Origin of the sequence: Castellaniella defragrans, from assembly GCF_014203015.1 — a bacterium.
In the GTDB taxonomy this organism is placed as follows: Bacteria; Pseudomonadota; Gammaproteobacteria; order Burkholderiales; family Burkholderiaceae_B; genus Castellaniella; species Castellaniella defragrans.
The window spans coordinates 126,823-145,543 of the sequence record NZ_JACHIB010000005.1; the positions used below are offsets into that span (position 1 = coordinate 126,823).

Below are 18,721 nucleotides of genomic sequence, written 5' to 3' on the forward strand. Positions count from 1 at the left end.
TTCAAACTTTTTGAATCCAGAATGCAGGTGGAAAATAAGGGTATCGACTTGGCTCGATCCTGAAAACCCTTTTCTGAAAGAAGGCCACCATGACATTGCGCCCTTGGCCGTACCTGCTGGCGGCCGTCGCGGTCGAAGTATCCGGCGTGACGCTCATGAAGCGCGTGGCCGATTCCGGCGCCCTTGCCCCGTTCCTGTTCATGTATGCCCTGATCGGGCTGTCGTTCTATTTCCTGGCGCTGGCCGTCAGGCGCCTGCCCATCGCCCTGGCCTATGCCGCCTGGGAAACGCTCGGCCTCGCCTGCGTCACCTTCATCGGCCTGCGCTATTTCGGCGAAGACCTGGGTCCGGCCAAGGCGCTCGGCCTGGCGGCGCTGCTCGTCGGCGTCGTCCTGGTCAGCATCGGCGCGCCCGAGGCGCAGGGGGAATGACGCCATGCGCAACGCCGAGCTCGTGCATTACGCCTTCATGGCCGCCGCCATCGTCCTGGAGGTCGCCGCCAACGTCTTCGTCAAATATTCCGACGGCTTTCGCCGGCGCACCGCCGGCGCCTTGGGGATCTTCTGCATCCTGGCCTCGTTCACCTCGCTGTCCCAGGCGGTCAGGGGCATCGACCTGTCCGTCGCCTATGCGCTGTGGGGCGGCATGGGCATCGTGCTGACCGCGTTCGCCGGCCGGGCGCTGTTCCGGCAGCGGCTCGGCCGCGTCGGCTGGCTGGGAGTCTGCGCCATCGTATCGGGCGTCCTGCTGCTCGAGCTGTCGTAGCAGGGGAACCGGACGGCATGAAAAAACCGGGCCTGAGCCCGGTTTTTTCATGCGCGCTGCGCGGGGATCACATCACCCGGCTGCGGTATTCGTTGGTGCGGGTGTCGATCTCGATCTTGTCGCCGATGTTGCAGAACAGCGGCACGGACAGTTCGTAGCCGGTGTTGATCTTGGCGGGCTTGAGGACCTTGCCGGACGTGTCGCCCTTGACGGCGGGTTCGGTGTAGGTGATCTCGCGCACGATGATGGTGGGCAGTTCCACCGAGATCGCGCGGCCGTCGTAGAACACGACTTCGACCGTCATGCCTTCTTCGAGGTAGTTCAGCGCGTCGCCCATGCTGTCGGCTTCGACTTCGTGCTGGTTGTATTCCTCGTCCATGAAGACGTACATCGGATCGGCGAAGTAGGAATAGGTGCATTCCTTGTGCTCGAGCACGACCTGCTCGAATTTTTCGTCGGCCTTGTAGACGGATTCGCTGGCGCTGCCGGTGAGCAGGTTCTTGAACTTGAGCTTGACGACGGCGGCGTTGCGGCCGGACTTGTTGTATTCGGCCTTCTGGACGACGAGGGGATCGCTGCCGACCATGACGACGTTGCCAACGCGCAGTTCCTGTGCGATTTTCATGGGGAAAACTCCGGGGATGTGTGCCCCGTGCCAAAACGCATTCCGAGGCAATGCTGAAAAAGTTAACTGTACATTCTAGCGCGTTTGGTGACGCCGCAGGCAAAAATCCAGCAAATCTTGACCCAGATCGGGTTGTCCAGCCAGTTCGGCGCACCAGGCGCGGCTGCGCGCCCGCCAGCGGGTCCAGGCCGGCTCGCGCAGGGCGGCCGGCAGCGTTTCGGCCACGGCCCGGTCGTCCGGCCGGTTCCAGGCGCGGATCAGCGCGGCGGCGGGGGCGGGCCAGCGGGTGCGGGCGAGCCAGGCCTCCAGCTTGTCGAGGTGGGCGTCCTGCGCCTGGCGGTAGATCTGCCACACCAGGGGCGCGCCGGCCCAGGTCGCCCGGACCAGGGAATCCTCGCCGCGCACGAAATTCAGGTCGCAGCACCACAGCAGTTCGTCGAAGCGGGACTGCGGCACGAAGGGGACGGGCACGACGCGCAGGCCGCCCTGGCCGCGCAGCGCGGCCGGCGGCGCGCCGCCGGGGACCAGCAGCCAGACGGGCCGGTCCAGGTCCGCCAGCGCCGCGCCCAGGCCGGCCAGCGGCGCATCGGGATAGCAGAACAGCAGCACGCACAGGGCATCGGCGGGCGGCGCCGCCGCCAGCCCGGTCAGGGCCCGCAGGCGCGGGCCGCGGTCGCGCGCCTGCTCCGCGTCGCGCCGCGCCAGCAGGCCCGGTTCGCGCAGCAGCCCGCCGGTGGCCGGCGTGAAGCCGGGAAAGAAAAAGAATTTCGGCACGCCGTTGGCCTGCGGCGAAGGCAGGCCGTGGCAGCCTTCCACCCAGGATTCGGCGCTGAGGTATTCCAGGTTGATCCAGAGGCAGTCCCGCCCGGCCATGGCGGCCTCGTAGGCGGGCGGCAGGGCGCAGGCGAAGGCCTCGACCACCACGCCGCCGCGCGGCGGCGCGGCGTGTTCCGCATGGCTCCAGGGGCCGATCCGCACGCCGTCCAGGACCTGTTCGTCCGCCTGCGCGTCCAGGGCCGGCAGCAGCCGCGCCAGGACCTCGGGCCGGTCGATCCACAGGCGCACGGACTGGCCCAGCGCCGCCAGCCGCCGCGCGAGGCGCCAGCACACGCCCGCGTCGCCGTAGTTGTCGACGACGCGGCAGAACAGGTCGAAAGACAGGAGGCTCATGGCGTCAGGCGGGGCGCGCCGCGGCGATGACGGCGGCCGTCACGCGGATCCGTGGCGCCGAGGGCGGGCCGGGTTCAGGGGTTCCCTAGTGGAACTGGACGGGCTCCGGATCGATTTCCTCCGGCAGCTCGGGGTGCTGCATGTCGCCCAGCATGTTGGGGAAGTACGGCGTGCCGCAGTCCTCGCAGAACTCCATGGGCTGCAGGCCGGGCAGGCGGCGGATGTCCTGGATGCCGCATTCGCGCAGCAGGGCGGCGATCGTGTCCCAGGTGTCCACCTGGCCCTCGGCGTCGGGCTCGGGCTGGGATTCCTCGCGGCTGAGCGCGGGCCAGACGCAGCCGTAGATCACGTCGTTGCTCTGGCGGGTGCAGAAGCCGATGCGGTATTCCTCGACGGACTGCTCGCCGCAGGCGACCAGCGCGGCGCGCAGGTCCGTGCCCGGGATGCGGGCGGCGGTCTGCAGCCAGGTGGCGGCTGCCTTCAGCGTCAGGGGGCGGATGCCCTGGTCGGCCTGGCGGGTGCTGGTGTAGTAGGCCTCCGGGCGCAGGTATTCGAGCTGGCAGCCGGTGAAGACGGGCTCCAGGATGCGCGCGCAGCCCTCGGCCCAGCGCCGGGTGACGGCTTCCTGGTCGGGGGCTTCGGCGGGCAGGGGGGATTGCCACTGGAACACGGCGCCGCCGCGCGGCACCACCACCGCGCCGACCAGGAAGAACACATCGGCGAGCAGGTCTTCCGGGGCCTCGGCGTCGCGCAGCGCGGGGCCGTCGCGGCGCAGTCCCAGGGCGCGCTGCGCCAGCGCCTGGGTCCAGCCGCGGGTTTCCTGGAAGGACTGCGGCAGGCGGTCGAAGCGGACCAGCGACGGCAGCAGGGCGACGCGGGCCTCGGGCCCCAGCACGGTTTCGGCCAGCAGGGTTTCGAGCGCCTGCGACTGGGCCGCGTCCAGCCGGCCGGGGGGCAGCCGGTAGCGGGACCAGGCCAGGACCGGCGCCGAGATCAGCAGCGTGTCGCAGTCCTGGCCGTCGGGCCCGGGCATCAGCGATTCGGAACGGGCTTCGGCCAGTTCGACCAGGATTTCATAGGCGGCCGAACGCTGCTCCAGCAGGACGTCCAGGGCGGATTCCACGGCGCGGCCGTGGCGCGCGCCCAGGGCCTTGTCCAGGGCTTCGCCCAGACGGCCTTCCCAGTAGACGTCTTCCAGGTGGCTGCCGGAGCGCGACAGCGCCTCGGCCAGGGAAATCAGGGTTTGCGACGTGCGCGACAGGGACGAGGAACGGGAACGAGGGGGCATGGTGGATCGGTAAACAGAGCAGACCCTAGTGTACCTGCACTGAAATGAAAAAAACCCGGGACCGAGGCCCCGGGTTCGTGCGTGCGATGCCTGCAATGCGCGGATCAGGCCTCGACCGTGCTGGCCACCGCCGTGAAGTCCTCGATCTGGTCGAAGTTCATGTAGCGGTAGATGGTTTCGCTGTCCTTGGCCAGCAGACCCATGGCCTCGAGGTATTCCTCGCGGGTGGGGATGCGGCCCAGGCCGGAGCAGATCGCCGCCATTTCGGCCGAGCCCAGGAACACGTTGGAGTTCTTGCCCAGGCGGTTGGGGAAGTTGCGCGTGCTGGTGGAGAACACCGTGGCGCCTTCGCGCACCTGGGCCTGGTTGCCCATGCACAGCGAGCAGCCCGGCATTTCCATGCGCGCGCCGGCCGTGCCGAAGGTGCCGTAGTGGCCTTCCTTGGTCAGCTCGCCGGCGTCCATCTTGGTGGGCGGGGCGACCCAGAGCTTGGAGGGCAGGTCGCGCTTGCCCTTGAGCAGCGTGGCGGCGGCGCGGAAATGGCCGATGTTGGTCATGCAGCTGCCGATGAAGACCTCGTCGATGGCCGTGCCGGCCACGTCGGACAGCGTCTTGACGTCGTCCGGGTCGTTCGGGCAGGCCACGATGGGTTCCTTGATGTCGGCCAGGTCGATGTCGATCACCGCCGCGTATTCGGCGTCGGCGTCGGGCTCGACCAGCTGCGGGTTGGCCAGCCAGGCTTCCATGTTCTTGATGCGGCGCGCCAGCGTGCGGGCGTCCTGGTAGCCGTTGGCGATCATCCACTTGAGCAGCGTGATGTTGCTGTTCAGGTATTCGATGATCGGCTCCTTGTTCAGGCGCACGGTGCAGGCGGCGGCGGAGCGCTCGGCCGAGGCGTCGGACAGCTCGAAGGCCTGTTCGATCTTCAGGTCGGGCAGCCCTTCGATTTCGAGGATGCGGCCGGAGAAGATGTTCTTCTTGCCCTTCTTTTCGACCGTCAGCAGGCCCTGCTTGATCGCGTACAGCGGGATCGCGTTGACCAGGTCGCGCAGCGTGACGCCGGGCTGCATTTCGCCCTTGAAGCGCACCAGCACGGATTCGGGCATGTCCAGCGGCATCACGCCGGTGGCCGCGGCGAAGGCGACCAGGCCGGAGCCGGCCGGGAAGCTGATGCCGATGGGGAAGCGGGTGTGCGAGTCGCCGCCGGTGCCGACCGTGTCGGGCAGCAGCATGCGGTTCAGCCAGGAGTGGATGATGCCGTCGCCCGGGCGCAGCGCCACGCCGCCGCGCGTGCTGATGAAGGCGGGCAGTTCGTGGTGGGTCTTGACGTCCACGGGCTTGGGATAGGCGGCGGTGTGGCAGAAGGACTGCATCACCAGGTCGGCCGAGAAGCCCACGCAGGCGAGATCCTTCAGTTCGTCGCGGGTCATGGGGCCGGTGGTGTCCTGGCTGCCGACCGAGGTCATGCGCGGCTCGCAGTAGGTGCCGGGGCGCACGCCCTGGCCTTCGGGCAGGCCGCAGGCGCGGCCGACCAGCTTCTGCGCCAGGGAATAGCCCTTGCCGCTGTCGGCCGGGGCCTCGGGCAGGCGGAACAGGGTCGTGGGCGGCAGGCCCAGCGCGGCGCGGGCCTTGGCCGTCAGGCCGCGGCCGATGATCAGCGGAATGCGGCCGCCGGCGCGCACTTCGTCCAGCAGCACGTCGGACTTCAACTGGAATTCGGAGATCACCTGGCCGTTCTTCAGGGCCTTGCCTTCGTAGGGGCGCAGTTCGATGACGTCGCCCATGTTCATGGCGGACACGTCCAGCTCGATGGGCAGCGCGCCGGAGTCTTCCATGGTGTTGTAGAAGATCGGGGCGATCTTGCCCCCCAGACAGACGCCGCCGAAGCGCTTGTTGGGCACGAAGGGGATGTCCTCGCCGGTATGCCAGATGACGGAGTTGGTGGCCGACTTGCGCGAGGAGCCGGTGCCGACCACATCGCCGACGTAGGCGACCAGGTGGCCCTTGGCCTTGAGCTCGTTCAGCAGCTTGATCGGGCCGACCTGGCCGGGGGCGTCGGGCACGATGCCGTCGCGCGGGTTCTTCAGCATGGCCAGCGCGTGCAGCGGGATGTCGGGGCGGCTCCAGGCGTCGGGGGCGGGCGACAGGTCGTCGGTGTTGGTCTCGCCGGTGACCTTGAACACGGTCAGGGTCATGCTCTGCGGGACTTCGGGACGGCTGGTGAACCATTCGGCGTCGGCCCAGCTCTGCAGCACGGCCTGGGCGTGGACGTTGCCGGCCTTGGCCTTTTCCTCGATGTCGTGGAAGGCGTCGAAGACCAGCAGGGTCTTCTTCAGGCCCTCGGCGGCGACCGGCGCCAGGTCGGCGTGGTCCAGCAGCTCGATCAGGGCGCTGATGTTGAAGCCGCCCAGCATGGTGCCCAGCAGCTCGGTGGCGCGGCGGGCGTCGATCAGGGGGCAGGACTCCTTGCCCAGCGCGACGGCGGCCAGGTAGGACGCCTTGACCTGGGCGGCATCGTCCACACCGGCGGGGACGCGGTGCGTGAACAGGTCCAGCAGGAATTCGGCTTCGCCGGCGGGCGGGTTTTTCAGCAGTTCGATCAGGTCGGCCGTCTGCTTGGCCGTCAGGGGAAGCGGCGGGATGCCGATCGCCTCGCGGGCGGCGGCTTCGGTGCGGTAGGAGTCCAGCATGGAGTGATGCCCCAGGAGAGAGGGTTGGAGAACGGCGCTATTTTACCGGCAAGCCCGGCCATCAGGCAATAGTCTTATATAAGATATAAGACCAAAGACCCGAGCGTCCGTTCTCCGTGTCTCCGGATTCCATGCGGGCCGGGCGGCGCCCGGCCCCGGGGAGCGTCGGCAGGTCGCTCAGAAGCGGTAGCCGACCCCGATGGTGGCGACCCAGGGATTGATCTTGGTCTTGCCGATGTCCGCGCCGTTCAGGTGGACGGTGGAGCGGATGTCGATGTAGCGCAGGTCGGCGTTCAGGAACCAGCGGTCGTTGAGCTTGTAGTCCACGCCGACCTGGGCGGCGACGCCCCAGGAATCGTCCAGGCTGAGGTCGTTGCCGGACAGCGCGCCGCTGGTCTTGGTGTCGAAGAAGGTCGTGTAGTTCAGGCCCACGCCCACGTAGGGCTGGAAGGTGGCGTCCGGCAGGAAGTGCCATTGCAGGCTGAGGGTGGGCGGCAGGTGCTGGGTCGAGCCGATCTTGCCCATGCCGTCGGCGTTGATGGTGTGCTTGAAGGGGTAGGCGCCCAGCAGTTCGATGCCGATGTTGCGCGTGGCCATGTAGGTCAGGCTGAAGCTGGGACGGGTGCTGCCGTCGATGTCCAGATTGACGGTGCCGCCGGCGACGGTGCCGTTGTCGGACTTGGGCTCGACGTGCGTGACGCCGACCTTCAGCAGGATGTCGCCCGCTTCGTGGGCCAGAACGGGGCCGGCGGCGATCGAGCCGGCTGCCAGTGCGCAGGCGAGGGCGGTGTGGCGAAGGCGGAATGCCATGAGGGATCTCCCTAGGTATGGTGTGGTTATGGGAGATCGTATTGTGTCGAAAGGCGGATTCCGGAGACTTAATCAGAATCAAGGAAACCGCATTTCTCACTGCTTTATTAGCGTTTCCGCCGTCCGCCCGCTTCCGCGCGGGCGGGCCGGCCCCGCACGCCGCGGCGCGCGGGGCCGACGCCCGGGCCGCTCAGGCGGCGAGATCCTGGTATTCCGGATGCCGCCGCATGTACGCCGCCACGTAGGAGCACAGCGGGCGCACCTTCCAGCCGCGCGCGCGGGCGGTCTCCAGCCCGCAGCGCACCAGGTCGGCGGCGATGCCGCGCCCGCCCACGGCGGCCGGCACCCCCGTGTGCGTGAACGACGCGACCGCGCCGTCGAGCGTGTAGTCCAGCACGCAGGCGTGGCCTTCCTCCGTCCATTCAAAACGGCGGGCGGCCTCGTCGTGGCGGATGGCCCGGGCAGGGCCGGGATGGGCGTCAGATGACATACAGATCCACGTATTCGTGCACCGGCATGGCTTCCAGCGTCGCCTGGTCCAGCGAGGCGTCCAGGATGCGCTGCTGCTGGCGGGCCGGGAACTGGCGCGCCAGGTTCCTGCGGAACTTGGCTTCCAGCAGCGGGATGCCGTCCTTGCGGCGGCGCTTGTGGCCGATCGGGTATTCGCAGACGATCTCGTCGAGCTTGGTGCCGTCGGTGAATTCGACCGTCAGCGCGTTGGCGATGGAGCGCTTGTCCGGGTCGTGGTAGTCGGCGGTGAAGGCCGGGTCTTCCACGCAGACCATCTTGTCGCGCAGCGCGTCGATGCGCGGGTCGGCGGCCACGCCGTCCTCGTAGTCGGCGGCGGTCAGGCGGCCGAACAGGATGGGCACGGCCACCATGTACTGGATGCAATGGTCGCGGTCGGCGGGGTTGTTCAGCGGACCCTTTTTGTCGATGATGCGGATGCAGGCCTCGTGCGTGCGGATCGTGATCTTCCTGATGTCGGCGTCGGTCTTGCCCAGGGACTTGAGCTTGTCGTGGATCTGCATGGCGCATTCCACCGCGGTCTGCGAGTGGAATTCGGCCGGGAAGGAGATCTTGAACAGCACGTTCTCCATCACGTAGCTGCCGTAGGGGCGCTGGAACTTGAAGGGCTGGCCCTTGAACAGCACGTCGTAGAAGCCCCACACCGGCGCGGTCAGCACCGAGGGATAGCCCATTTCGCCGGTGCGGGCCATCAGGGCCAGGCGCACGGCGCGGCTGGTGGCGTCGCCCGCCGCCCAGGACTTGCGGCTGCCGGTGTTGGGCGCGTGGCGGTAGGTGCGCAGGCTCTGGCCGTCCACCCAGGCCAGCGACACGGCGTTGATGGTTTCCTCGCGCGACAGGCCGAGCATCTGCGAGACCACGGCGGTGGAGGCGACCTTCACCAGCACCACGTGGTCCAGGCCGACCTTGTTGAAGGAGTTCTCCAGCGCGATGCAACCCTGGATCTCGTGCGCCTTGATCATGCCTTCGAGCACCGTGCGCATGGTCAGCGGCTGCTTGCCGGCGGCCACGGCGTTGCGCGACAGCCAGTCGGCCACGGCCAGGATGCCGCCGAGGTTGTCGGACGGGTGGCCCCATTCGGCGGCCAGCCAGGTGTCGTTGAAGTCCAGCCAGCGGATCATGCAGCCGATGTTGAAGGCGGCCTGGACCGGGTCCAGCTGGAACTGCGTGCCGGGGACCTTGGCGCCGTGGGGCACGATGGTGCCCGGCACGATCGGGCCCATGAGCTTGCGGCAGGCCGGGTATTCCAGGGCCTCGAGGCCGCAGCCCAGGGTGTCGATCAGGCAGTTGCGGGCGGTCTCCAGCGCCAGTGCGCTGTCGATCTTGTAGTCGAGGACGTAGTCGACGATGTCCACCAGCACCTGGTCGGGCTGGGGACGGACGTTGGAAATGGGAGCGGACATGGATGTTCCTGAAGAGAAGTGCGGTTTACTTGCGCTTGGCCAGGGGGACGAACTTGCGGTCTTCCGGGCCGACGTAGTTGGCCGTCGGGCGGATGATCTTGTTGTCGATGCGCTGCTCGATGATGTGCGCCGACCAGCCGGCCGTGCGGGCGATCACGAACAGGGGGGTGAACATGGCGGTGGGTACGCCCATCATGTGGTAGGACACGGCCGAGAACCAGTCCAGGTTGGGGAACATCTTCTTGGCGTCCCACATCACGGATTCCAGGCGCTCGGCGATGTCGAACATCTTCGTCGAGCCGGCGGACTTGGACAGGCGCTTGGCGACGGCCTTGATGACCTGGTTGCGCGGGTCGGACACGGTGTAGACCGGGTGGCCGAAGCCGATCACGACTTCCTTGGCCTCGACGCGGCGGCGGATGTCGGCCTCGGCCTCGTCGGGGGTGTCGTAGCGTTTCTGGATCTCGAAGGCGACCTCGTTGGCGCCGCCGTGCTTGGGGCCGCGCAGCGCGCCGATGGCGCCGGTGATGGCCGAGTACATGTCCGAGCCCGTGCCGGCGATCACGCGGCCGGTGAAGGTGGAGGCGTTGAATTCGTGTTCCGCATACAGGATCAGCGAGGTGTGCATCGCGCGGACCCATTCGTCGGACGGCGTCTCGCCGTGCAGCAGGTGCAGGAAATGGCCGCCGATGCTGTCGTCGTCGGTCTCGACGTCGATCTGCCGGCCGTTGTGGCTGTAGTGGTACCAGTAGAGCAGCGCCGAGCCCAGGCTGGCCATCAGGCGGTCGGCGATGTCGCGCGCGTCGGGCAGGTTGTGGTCGTCCTTTTCGGGCAGCACGCAGCCCAGCACCGAGGCGGCCGTGCGCATGACGTCCATGGGGTGGCTCGCGGCGGGCAGGGCCTCCAGGGCGATCTGCACCTGCACCGGCAGGCCGCGCAGGCGGCGCAGCTTTTCCTTGTAGGCCTTGAGCTCGGCCGGGGTCGGCAGCTTGCCGTGGATCAGCAGGTGGGCGACTTCCTCGAATTCGCAGGTGTCGGCGATGTCCAGGATGTCGTAGCCGCGGTAGTGCAGGTCGTTGCCGCTGCGGCCCACCGTGCACAGCGCGGTGTTGCCGGCGACGATGCCCGACAGGGCCACGGATTTCTTGGGCTTGGGGCCGGCGGGCGCGGCGGCGGGCGCGTCCGCCTGGACGGCGGGCACCTGGGGCGCGGCGGCCTTGCGGGCGGGGGTTTTCCGGGCTGCGGGGGTGTTCTTGGTCGCCATCGGGAGTCTCCTTGAGCGGGTGTGACGAAATTCGGTTCGGGGTCGGGTCCGGGTCAGGACGCCTTGTTCTTGCCCTGCTGGAACAGGGCGTCGAGCTGCTCTTCGTAGCGGTGGTAGCCGATCCGGTCGTAGAGCTCCTCGCGCGTCTGCATCAGGTCGAGCACCTGGTGCTGGTGGCCGTCGCGGCGGATGGCCTGGTAGACGGCCTCGGCGGCCTTGTTCATGGCGCGGAAGGCCGACAGGGGGTAGAGCACGATGCCCACGCCCGCGCTCCTGAGCTCGTCGACCGTGAACAGCGGCGTCTTGCCGAATTCGGTGATGTTGGCCAGCAGGGGGACGCCCAGGCTGTCGGAGAACCTGCGGTAGGTGTCCAGGTCGTAGGACGCCTCCGCGAAGATCGCGTCGGCGCCGGCCTCGACGCAGGCGTGCGCGCGCTCCAGGGCCGCGTCCACGCCGCTGACGGCGATCGCGTCGGTGCGCGCGATGACGTAGAAATCGGTGTCGGTGCGGGCATCGACGGCGGCCTTGACGCGGTCGGCCATTTCCTCGGTGCTGACGATTTCCTTGCCGGGCCGGTGGCCGCAGCGCTTGGCGCCGACCTGGTCCTCGATGTGGCAGCCGGCGGCGCCGGACTTGATCAGGGACTTGACGGTGCGGGCGATGTTGAAGGCCGAGGGCCCGAAGCCGGTGTCGATGTCCACCAGCAGCGGCAGGTCGCAGACGTCGGTGATGCGGCGCACGTCGGTCAGGACGTCGTCGAGCGTGTTGATGCCGAGGTCGGGCAGGCCGAGCGAGCCGGCGGCCACGCCGCCGCCCGACACGTAGATGGCGCGGTAGCCGGCGCGCTGGGCCAGCAGGGCGTGATTGGCGTTGATGGTCCCCACGATCTGCAGGGGGGATTCTTCGGTCAGCGCCTGGCGCAGCAGGGCGCCGGGGGAGGCGGGACGGGTCATGATGGACGCTCCGGTGGGCCGCCGGCGCCCGGCGTGCCCGGATTCGCGGCAGCATGCGCCCCGGACGCGGGGCGCGGTACCAGTCGATGGCAGGGGCATTCTGGCCACGGCGGGCCGGGCTGTCTGTCATCGGCCGGACATTCGGCGGCGGGCGCGGCGGCCTCGCGGCCGCGTACCCGCCGCCGGGGGGCTTACTTCAGCAGTTCGGCGATGCCGTCGCGCTCTTCGAGCAGTTCGTTCAGGGTGAAGTCCATGCGCTCGCGCGAGAAGGCGTCGATCTCCAGGCCGGCGACGCGGGTGTATTCGCCATTGGCCGTGGTGACCGGCACGCCGTAGATGATGCCTTCGGGGATGCCGTAGGAGCCGTCGGAGGGCACGCCCATGGTGACCCACTTGCCGTTGGAGCCCAGCACCCAGTCGCGGATGTGGTCGATGGCGGCGTTGGCGGCCGAGGCGGCCGAGGACAGGCCGCGCGCGGCGATGATGGCCGCGCCGCGCTTGCCCACGGTGGGGATGAAGGTGTCGCGGATCCAGGCGTCGTCGTTGACCAGGGCCTGGACGGACTGGCCGCCGATGGTGGCGAAGCGCGTGTCCGGGTACATGGTGGGCGAGTGGTTGCCCCACACGATGAGCTTCTCGATGTCGGCCACGGCCTTGCCGGTCTTCGTGGCGATCTGCGACAGCGCGCGGTTGTGGTCCAGGCGCAGCATGGCGGTGAAGTTCCTGGCCGGCAGGTCCGGGGCGGACTTCATGGCGATGTAGGCATTGGTGTTGGCCGGGTTGCCGACCACCAGCACCTTGACGTCGCGGCTGGCGACTTCGTTCAGGGCCTTGCCCTGGGCGGTGAAGATCTGCGCGTTGACGTGCAGCAGGTCCTTGCGCTCCATGCCGGGGCCGCGCGGACGGGCGCCGACCAGCAGGGCGACGTCCGCGTCCTTGAAGGCGGTGCGCGGGTCGCTGTGGGCGCTCATGCCGGCCAGCAGGGGGAAGGCGCAGTCTTCCAGCTCCATCATCACGCCCTGCAGGGCCTTCTGGGCCTTTTCGTCGGGGATCTCGAGCAGCTGCAGGATGACGGGCTGGTCCTTGCCGAGCATTTCGCCCGAGGCGATGCGGAACAGCAGGGCATAGCCGATCTGGCCGGCGGCGCCGGTGACCGCGACGCGCATGGCGGGTTTGGACATGGTGATTCTCCGATAGGGTGAGAGGATATCCGGTGGTATGCGAAATCGCCGAAAAGAGTAGTGTATTTCATCGGCCAGCGTCAAGGGTCTTATATCTTATATAAGACAGAAGAGTATTAGACATCCGGCCCCGGAAGTGCGAAAATGCGTTGTTTCATCCCGTAGCACGGCCGCCCCGCAGCACCCCTGACCGACATGTCCGATTCCCCCCCGATCGATCGCCCGCAGACGCCGAGCCGCGCGCCCCACAGCGCCGCGTTCAGTCCTCTGTACCAGCAGATCAAGGGTCTGATCCTGCAGGGCCTGGACCGGGGCGAATGGAAGCCGGGCGAATCCATCCCCAGCGAACTCGAACTGGCGGCCCGCTTCCAGGTCAGCCAGGGCACCGTGCGCAAGGCCATCGACGAACTGGCCGCCGAAAACCTGCTCATCCGCCGCCAGGGCAAGGGCACCTTCGTGGCCACGCACAACGAGGCCAAGGTGCGCTACCGCTTTCTGCGCCTGGCGCCCGACGACGGCCGCACCGGCGTGTCCAGCAGCCAGATCCTCGACTGCCGCCGCGCCAAGGCCTCGGCCGAGATCGCCGCCGCCCTGGACCTACGCGCCGGCGACGCGGTCGTGAACATGCGCCGCGTGCTGTCCTTCGACGACGTGCCCACCATCCTCGACGACATCTGGCTGCCGGGCAGCATCTTCAAGGGCCTGACCCTGGAATCGCTGCTGCGCTACCGCGGCCCCGTGTACGCCCTGTTTGAAACGGAATTCGGCGTCAGCATGGTGCGCGCCGAGGAAAAGCTCCGCGCCGTGGCCGCGACCGACGTCCAGGCCGAACTGCTGCGGATCCCGCCCGGCAGCCCGCTGCTGCAGGTTGAGCGCATCGCCTACACCTACGGCGACCGCCCCATGGAATTGCGCCGCGGCCATTACGTCACGGAGCGGTACCATTACCGGAACAGTTTGAATTGACCCGCGGATCGGCGAAAATGCCGGTTGAGTCCAGAATTCCTTCCATTTTCCAACTACGAGGCCATCATGTCTGAATCAGCCACAAAGCCGCGCCCGCAGTTCCGTAACCTGGGGTTGACCGACCTCATGAGTTACCGGCTGCCCCCGGCTGCCAAAGCGTCCATCATGCACCGGATCAGCGGCGCGCTGCTGTTCCTGGCGCTGCCGCTGGTGATCGTGCCGCTGTTCGCGCAAAGCGTGCAGTCGCCCGAGACCTTCGCCGCCATGAAGGAATGGGTGGCGAGCCCGGCCTGTAAGATCGTGCTGCTGGTGCTGATGTGGGGCTACTTCCACCATTTCTGCGCCGGGATCCGCTACCTGACGCTGGACCTGCACGTCGGCAATGCGCGCGAGCCCTCGCAGCGCTCCGGCGCCCTGGTGATCGGCGTGGCCCTGGCCCTGACCGTGATCTTCGGTCTGAAACTCTTTGGAGCATGGTAATGGCTCAAGAACGCATCGGTCGCAAGCGCCTGGTCGTGGGCGCGCACTATGGCACGCGCGATTTCATCGTCCAGCGCGCCACCGCCGTCATCATGGCGGTCTACACCCTGGTCCTGGTCCTGTACGCCGTCCTGGTCCCCAGCCTGGATTTCGAGTCCTGGCGCGCCTTCTTCGCCTTCACCGTCGGCACGCTGCCGGTCGGGCAGCTGCTCGCCACGCTGGCCTTCCTGTCGCTCGCCTGGCACGCCTGGGTCGGCGTGCGCGACATCTGGATGGATTACGCCCATTCCGACGGCCTGCGCCTGTTTCTGCAGGTCCTGACCATCCTCTGGCTGGTGGCCGCGGTGGTCTTCTTCGGTCAAATTCTCTGGAGTCTATAACGTGGCCGCTGTCAAAAAATCCCTTCCGCGCCGCCAGTTCGATGTGGTGGTCGTCGGTGCCGGCGGCGCCGGCCTGCGTTGTTCGCTGCAGCTGGCCCAGGCCGGCCTGTCCGTGGCCGTGCTCACCAAGGTCTTCCCCACGCGCTCGCACACCGTGGCCGCCCAGGGCGGCGTCAGCGCCTCGCTGGGCAACATGAGCGAAGACCACTGGCAATGGCACATGTACGACACCGTCAAGGGCTCCGACTGGCTCGGCGACCAGGACGCGATCGAATTCATGGTCCGCGAAGCGCCCAACGCCGTGTACGAGCTCGAACACTTCGGCATGCCCTTCGACCGCAACCCGGACGGCACCATCTATCAGCGCCCGTTCGGCGGCCACACCTCGCACTTCGGCGAAAAGCCCGTCCAGCGCGCCTGTGCCGCGGCCGACCGCACCGGCCACGCGATGCTGCACACGCTCTACCAGCGCAACGTCGCCGCCCGCACGCAGTTCTTCGTCGAATGGATGGCGCTCGACCTGCTGCGCAACAACGACGGCGACGTGCTGGGCGTGACCGCGATGGAAATGGAAACCGGCGAGATCTACGTCCTGGAAGCCAAGCACACCGTGCTGGCCACCGGCGGCGCCGGCCGGATCTGGGCCGCCACCACCAACGCCTTCATCAACACCGGCGACGGCCTGGGCATGGCCGCGCGCGCGGGCATCCCGCTGCAGGACATGGAGTTCTGGCAGTTCCACCCCACCGGCGTGGCCGGCGCGGGCGTGCTGATCACCGAGGGCGTGCGCGGCGAAGGCGGCTTCCTGCTGAACAAGGACGGCGAGCGCTTCATGGAACGCTACGCGCCCCAGCTCAAGGACCTGGCTCCGCGCGACTTCGTGTCGCGCTCGATGGACCAGGAAATCAAGGAAGGCCGCGGCTGCGGCGACGGCAGCTACGTGCTGCTCAAGCTCGACCACCTGGGCGCGGAAACCATCACCAAGCGCCTGCCCTCGATCCGCGAGATCGCCATCAAGTTCGCCAACATCGACCCGATCAAGGACCCGATCCCGGTCGTGCCGACGATCCACTACCAGATGGGCGGCATCCCGGCCAACTACCACGGCCAGGTCGTCACGCGCGTCAACGGCCAGGAAAAGATCGTCAACGGCCTGTACGCGATCGGCGAATGCGCGGCCACCTCGGTCCACGGCGCCAACCGCCTGGGCACCAATTCCCTGCTGGACCTGATCGTGTTCGGCCGCTCGGCGGGCAACTTCATCGTCTCCCAGCACCCGGAACGCGAGCACAGCCACAAGGTGCTGCCGGACACCGACATCGACGCTTCCCTGGACCGCGTCAACCGCCTGGAATCCCGCACCTCGGGCGAGAAGGCGCAGGACGTGGCCAACAAGATCCGCGTGGCCATGCAGGCCCATTGCGGCGTGTTCCGCAAGCTCGACCTGCTCAAGGAAGGCGCGGAAGTCATCGCCGGCCTGGTGCCGGAAGTGCAGGACATCTATTTCTCGGACAAGTCCAAGGTCTTCAACACCGCCCGCATCGAGGCCCTGGAAGTGGCCAACATGATCGAGGTCGCCCGCGCCACCACCAAGTCGGCGGCCAACCGGCTGGAATCGCGCGGCGCCCATGCGCTCGAGGAATACCCGGAACGCGACGACGTGAACTGGCTCAAGCACACCCTGTGGTTCGCCGAAGACGACCGCCTCGAATACACCCCGGTGCGCATGCAGCCCCTGACCATGGAAAGCATCCCGCCCAAGCCGCGCACCTTCTAATCTGGACATCGTCATGAGTGAAAAACGCATCGTGAAATTCGAGATCTACCGCTACGATCCGGACAAGGACGAGCGGCCGTACATGCAGAAGTTCGAGGTCGAGCTGCAGCCGACCGACAAGATGCTGCTGGACGCGATCCTGCGCATCAAGAACGAGCTCGACGACAGCCTGGCCCTGCGCCGGTCCTGCCGCGAGGGCGTGTGCGGGTCCGACGCCATGAACATCAACGGCAGGAACGGCCTGGCCTGCACGACCAACCTGCTGACGCTGAAGGAACCCATCGTCCTCAAGCCGCTGCCCGGCCTGCCCGTGGTGCGCGACCTGATCGTGGACATGACCTTCTTCTTCGACCAGTACCATTCGATCAAGCCCTACCTCATCAACGACACGCCGCCCCCCGAAAAGGAACGCCTGCAGTCGCCCGAGGAACGCGAGGAACTGAACGGCCTGTACGAGTGCATCCTGTGCGGCTGCTGCTCGACCGCCTGTCCGTCCTTCTGGTGGAATCCGGACAAGTTCGTCGGCCCGGCCGGCCTGCTGCAGGCCTACCGCTTCATCGCCGATTCGCGCGACGAGGCCACCGGCGAGCGCCTGGACAACCTGGAAGATCCCTATCGCCTGTTCCGCTGCCACACGATCATGAACTGCACGGACGTCTGCCCCAAGGGGCTGAACCCGTCGGCCGCGATCGGCAAGATCAAGGAAATGCTCGTGCGCCGCACGGTCTAGGAACGGTCATGTCTGGCGACCTGTCCGTCCTGGACCGCGCCCGCCTGCGCTGGCGGGCGCGCCGCGGCCTGCTCGAGAACGATCTCATCATCACGCGCTTCCTGGACGCCCACGAAGCGCGGCTGACCGAGACCGACGTCCGGGCACTGACGCGGCTTTTTGAAATGGGCGACAACGAATTGCTCGATGTGCTGCTGGGACGCGTGGACCTGTCCGGCTCCTACGACGACCCCGACATCCGCCGGCTCGTCGAGCAGATGAAAGCGATGTAATACTTAAAGGAAGATTCACATGCAGCTATCCGATAAAAAAGCCACGCTATCGTTCTCCGACGGCAGCCCCTCGGTCGAATTCCCCGTCTACCAGGGCACGGTCGGCCCGGATGTGATCGACATCCGCAAGCTGTACGGCCAGACCGGGATGTTCACCTACGACCCCGGCTTCATGGCGACGGCTTCCTGCGAATCCGCCATCACCTACATCGACGGCGACAAGGGCCAGCTGCTGTACCGCGGCTACCCGATCGACCAGTTGGCGACGAGCTGCGACTTCCTGTCGGTGGCCTACCTGATCATGAACGGCGAGCTGCCGACGGCCGACCAGAAGAAGGAATTCGACGACATCGTCACGCACCACACCCTGGTGCACGAGCAGATGCACACCTTCCTGCAGGGCTTCCGCCGCGACGCGCACCCCATGGCGGTGCTGACGGGCCTGGTGGGCGCGCTGTCGGCCTTCTACCACGACTCCACCGACATCACCAACCCGCACCACCGCGAGGTCTCCGCGATCCGCCTGATCGCCAAGATGCCGACCCTGGTCGCCATGGCGTACAAGCACTCGCTGGGCCAGCCCATCATCTACCCGAAGAACGACCTGTCCTACACGGGCAACTTCCTGCGCATGATGTTCGCCACGCCCTGCGACGACTACCAGGTCAACGACGTGGTCGAACGCGCGCTGGACCGCATCTTCATCCTGCACGCCGACCACGAGCAGAACGCCTCCACCTCCACCGTGCGCCTGTGCGGCTCCTCGGGCACCAACCCGTTCGCCGCCATCGCGGCCGGCGTGGCCTGCCTGTGGGGTCCGGCGCACGGCGGCGCCAACGAGGCCTGCCTGAACATGCTGGAAAGCATCCAGGCCCAGGGCGGCGTGGCCAAGGTCGGCGAGTTCATGGAAAAGGTCAAGGACAAGAACTCCGGCGTGCGCCTGATGGGCTTCGGCCACCGGGTCTACAAGAACTACGACCCGCGCGCCAAGCTGATGCAGGAAACCTGCCGCGAAGTCCTGGATTCCCTGGGCCTGCACAACGACCCGCTGTTCAAGCTGGCCATGGAACTGGAACGCATCGCCCTGGAAGACCCGTACTTCGTGGAACGCAAGCTCTACCCGAACGTGGACTTCTATTCGGGCATCGTGCAGCGCGCCATCGGCATCCCCACCTCGCTGTTCACGGCGATCTTCGCCCTGGCCCGCACGGTGGGCTGGATCGCCCAGTGGAACGAGATGCTGTCCGATCCCAACTACAAGATCGGCCGTCCGCGCCAGCTGTACACCGGCGCCGCGGTGCGCGACGTGAAGTAATCCTTCCGTTTCCCTTCCGTTTCGCCGCAGCAATGAAAACGGGCCGCAAGGCCCGTTTTTCCTGTCCGGCCCCGCCGCGCGGGCGGCCCGGCGGAGATCTTCCGAACTTCCGGACGGACGACTT

The 18,721-nt window shown here is 67.4% G+C and carries 19 protein-coding genes; 9 read left to right on the forward strand and 10 right to left on the reverse strand.

Annotation, left to right across the window (positions count from 1 at the left end):
- The first annotated feature begins 89 nt into the window (after positions 1 to 89).
- Positions 90 to 431 carry a DMT family transporter gene (locus HNR28_RS18315; RefSeq protein ID WP_151024781.1) on the forward strand — a complete coding sequence of 114 codons (342 nt, stop codon included), beginning with the start codon at positions 90 to 92 and terminating at the stop codon, positions 429 to 431.
- A 4-nt stretch (positions 432 to 435) separates the two neighbouring features.
- A complete protein-coding gene (gene mdtI / locus HNR28_RS05540; RefSeq protein ID WP_043683654.1) occupies positions 436 to 765 on the forward strand; it encodes a multidrug/spermidine efflux SMR transporter subunit MdtI in 330 nt (109 codons plus the stop codon).
- A 67-nt stretch (positions 766 to 832) separates the two neighbouring features.
- On the opposite strand, the gene efp is transcribed toward mdtI, so the two are convergent.
- The 10 genes from efp to HNR28_RS05590 all read right to left on the reverse strand — a co-directional run bounded on the left by efp (position 833) and on the right by HNR28_RS05590 (position 12,677).
- Entirely contained in the window at positions 833 to 1,390 is a 558-nt protein-coding gene (efp, locus tag HNR28_RS05545; RefSeq protein ID WP_043683651.1) for an elongation factor P, read from the reverse strand.
- A gap of 75 nt (positions 1,391 to 1,465) precedes the next feature.
- Complete coding sequence (gene earP / locus HNR28_RS05550) at positions 1,466 to 2,551, reverse strand: elongation factor P maturation arginine rhamnosyltransferase EarP (protein ID WP_184142579.1); 1,086 nt, start codon at positions 2,549 to 2,551, stop codon at positions 1,466 to 1,468.
- Between the two features lie 94 nt (positions 2,552 to 2,645).
- Complete coding sequence (locus HNR28_RS05555) at positions 2,646 to 3,848, reverse strand: DUF2863 family protein (protein WP_043683647.1); 1,203 nt, start codon at positions 3,846 to 3,848, stop codon at positions 2,646 to 2,648.
- 104 nt (positions 3,849 to 3,952) lie between these two features.
- Positions 3,953 to 6,538, reverse strand: coding sequence for a bifunctional aconitate hydratase 2/2-methylisocitrate dehydratase (gene acnB / locus HNR28_RS05560; protein ID WP_043683645.1), 2,586 nt, complete (start codon positions 6,536 to 6,538; stop codon positions 3,953 to 3,955).
- A 177-nt stretch (positions 6,539 to 6,715) separates the two neighbouring features.
- Entirely contained in the window at positions 6,716 to 7,348 is a 633-nt protein-coding gene (locus HNR28_RS05565) for an OmpW/AlkL family protein (protein WP_043683643.1), read from the reverse strand.
- Positions 7,349 to 7,538: 190 nt separating this feature from the next.
- Positions 7,539 to 7,838 carry a GNAT family N-acetyltransferase gene (locus HNR28_RS05570; protein ID WP_052355835.1) on the reverse strand — a complete coding sequence of 100 codons (300 nt, stop codon included), beginning with the start codon at positions 7,836 to 7,838 and terminating at the stop codon, positions 7,539 to 7,541.
- The gene (locus HNR28_RS05575; RefSeq protein ID WP_151024755.1) at positions 7,828 to 9,279 is read right to left on the reverse strand and encodes a bifunctional 2-methylcitrate dehydratase/aconitate hydratase; all 1,452 of its coding nucleotides are present in this window, start codon (positions 9,277 to 9,279) and stop codon (positions 7,828 to 7,830) included. The genes HNR28_RS05570 and HNR28_RS05575 overlap by 11 nt, the downstream gene beginning before the upstream one ends.
- 25 nt (positions 9,280 to 9,304) lie before the next feature.
- Complete coding sequence (gene prpC, locus HNR28_RS05580; protein ID WP_084330675.1) at positions 9,305 to 10,543, reverse strand: bifunctional 2-methylcitrate synthase/citrate synthase; 1,239 nt, start codon at positions 10,541 to 10,543, stop codon at positions 9,305 to 9,307.
- A 53-nt stretch (positions 10,544 to 10,596) separates the two neighbouring features.
- Positions 10,597 to 11,496 (reverse strand): methylisocitrate lyase, encoded by a 900-nt coding sequence (gene prpB / locus HNR28_RS05585; RefSeq protein WP_151024756.1) that lies wholly within the window; start codon positions 11,494 to 11,496, stop codon positions 10,597 to 10,599.
- A 191-nt stretch (positions 11,497 to 11,687) separates the two neighbouring features.
- Positions 11,688 to 12,677 (reverse strand): malate dehydrogenase, encoded by a 990-nt coding sequence (locus HNR28_RS05590; RefSeq protein WP_043683636.1) that lies wholly within the window; start codon positions 12,675 to 12,677, stop codon positions 11,688 to 11,690.
- Between the two features lie 195 nt (positions 12,678 to 12,872).
- Between HNR28_RS05590 and HNR28_RS05595 the strand changes: the two genes are divergently transcribed.
- From HNR28_RS05595 to gltA, 7 genes are all read left to right on the forward strand, one after another.
- Positions 12,873 to 13,643 carry a GntR family transcriptional regulator gene (locus HNR28_RS05595; protein WP_043683633.1) on the forward strand — a complete coding sequence of 257 codons (771 nt, stop codon included), beginning with the start codon at positions 12,873 to 12,875 and terminating at the stop codon, positions 13,641 to 13,643.
- Positions 13,644 to 13,709: 66 nt separating this feature from the next.
- On the forward strand, positions 13,710 to 14,123 hold the full coding sequence (sdhC, locus tag HNR28_RS05600; RefSeq protein WP_043687125.1) for a succinate dehydrogenase, cytochrome b556 subunit: 414 nt from the start codon (positions 13,710 to 13,712) through the stop codon (positions 14,121 to 14,123).
- On the forward strand, positions 14,123 to 14,503 hold the full coding sequence (gene sdhD, locus HNR28_RS05605) for a succinate dehydrogenase, hydrophobic membrane anchor protein (protein WP_043683631.1): 381 nt from the start codon (positions 14,123 to 14,125) through the stop codon (positions 14,501 to 14,503). The genes sdhC and sdhD overlap by 1 nt, the downstream gene beginning before the upstream one ends.
- Position 14,504: 1 nt before the next feature.
- Complete coding sequence (gene sdhA, locus HNR28_RS05610; protein ID WP_043683628.1) at positions 14,505 to 16,280, forward strand: succinate dehydrogenase flavoprotein subunit; 1,776 nt, start codon at positions 14,505 to 14,507, stop codon at positions 16,278 to 16,280.
- A 13-nt stretch (positions 16,281 to 16,293) separates the two neighbouring features.
- A complete protein-coding gene (locus tag HNR28_RS05615) occupies positions 16,294 to 17,010 on the forward strand; it encodes a succinate dehydrogenase iron-sulfur subunit (RefSeq protein ID WP_043683625.1) in 717 nt (238 codons plus the stop codon).
- Between the two features lie 8 nt (positions 17,011 to 17,018).
- Positions 17,019 to 17,282 (forward strand): FAD assembly factor SdhE, encoded by a 264-nt coding sequence (locus HNR28_RS05620; protein ID WP_043683623.1) that lies wholly within the window; start codon positions 17,019 to 17,021, stop codon positions 17,280 to 17,282.
- A 19-nt stretch (positions 17,283 to 17,301) separates the two neighbouring features.
- Positions 17,302 to 18,597: a citrate synthase gene (gene gltA, locus HNR28_RS05625; protein ID WP_043683620.1), complete on the forward strand. Its 1,296-nt coding sequence runs from the start codon at positions 17,302 to 17,304 to the stop codon at positions 18,595 to 18,597.
- The last annotated feature ends 124 nt before the right edge of the window (positions 18,598 to 18,721 follow it).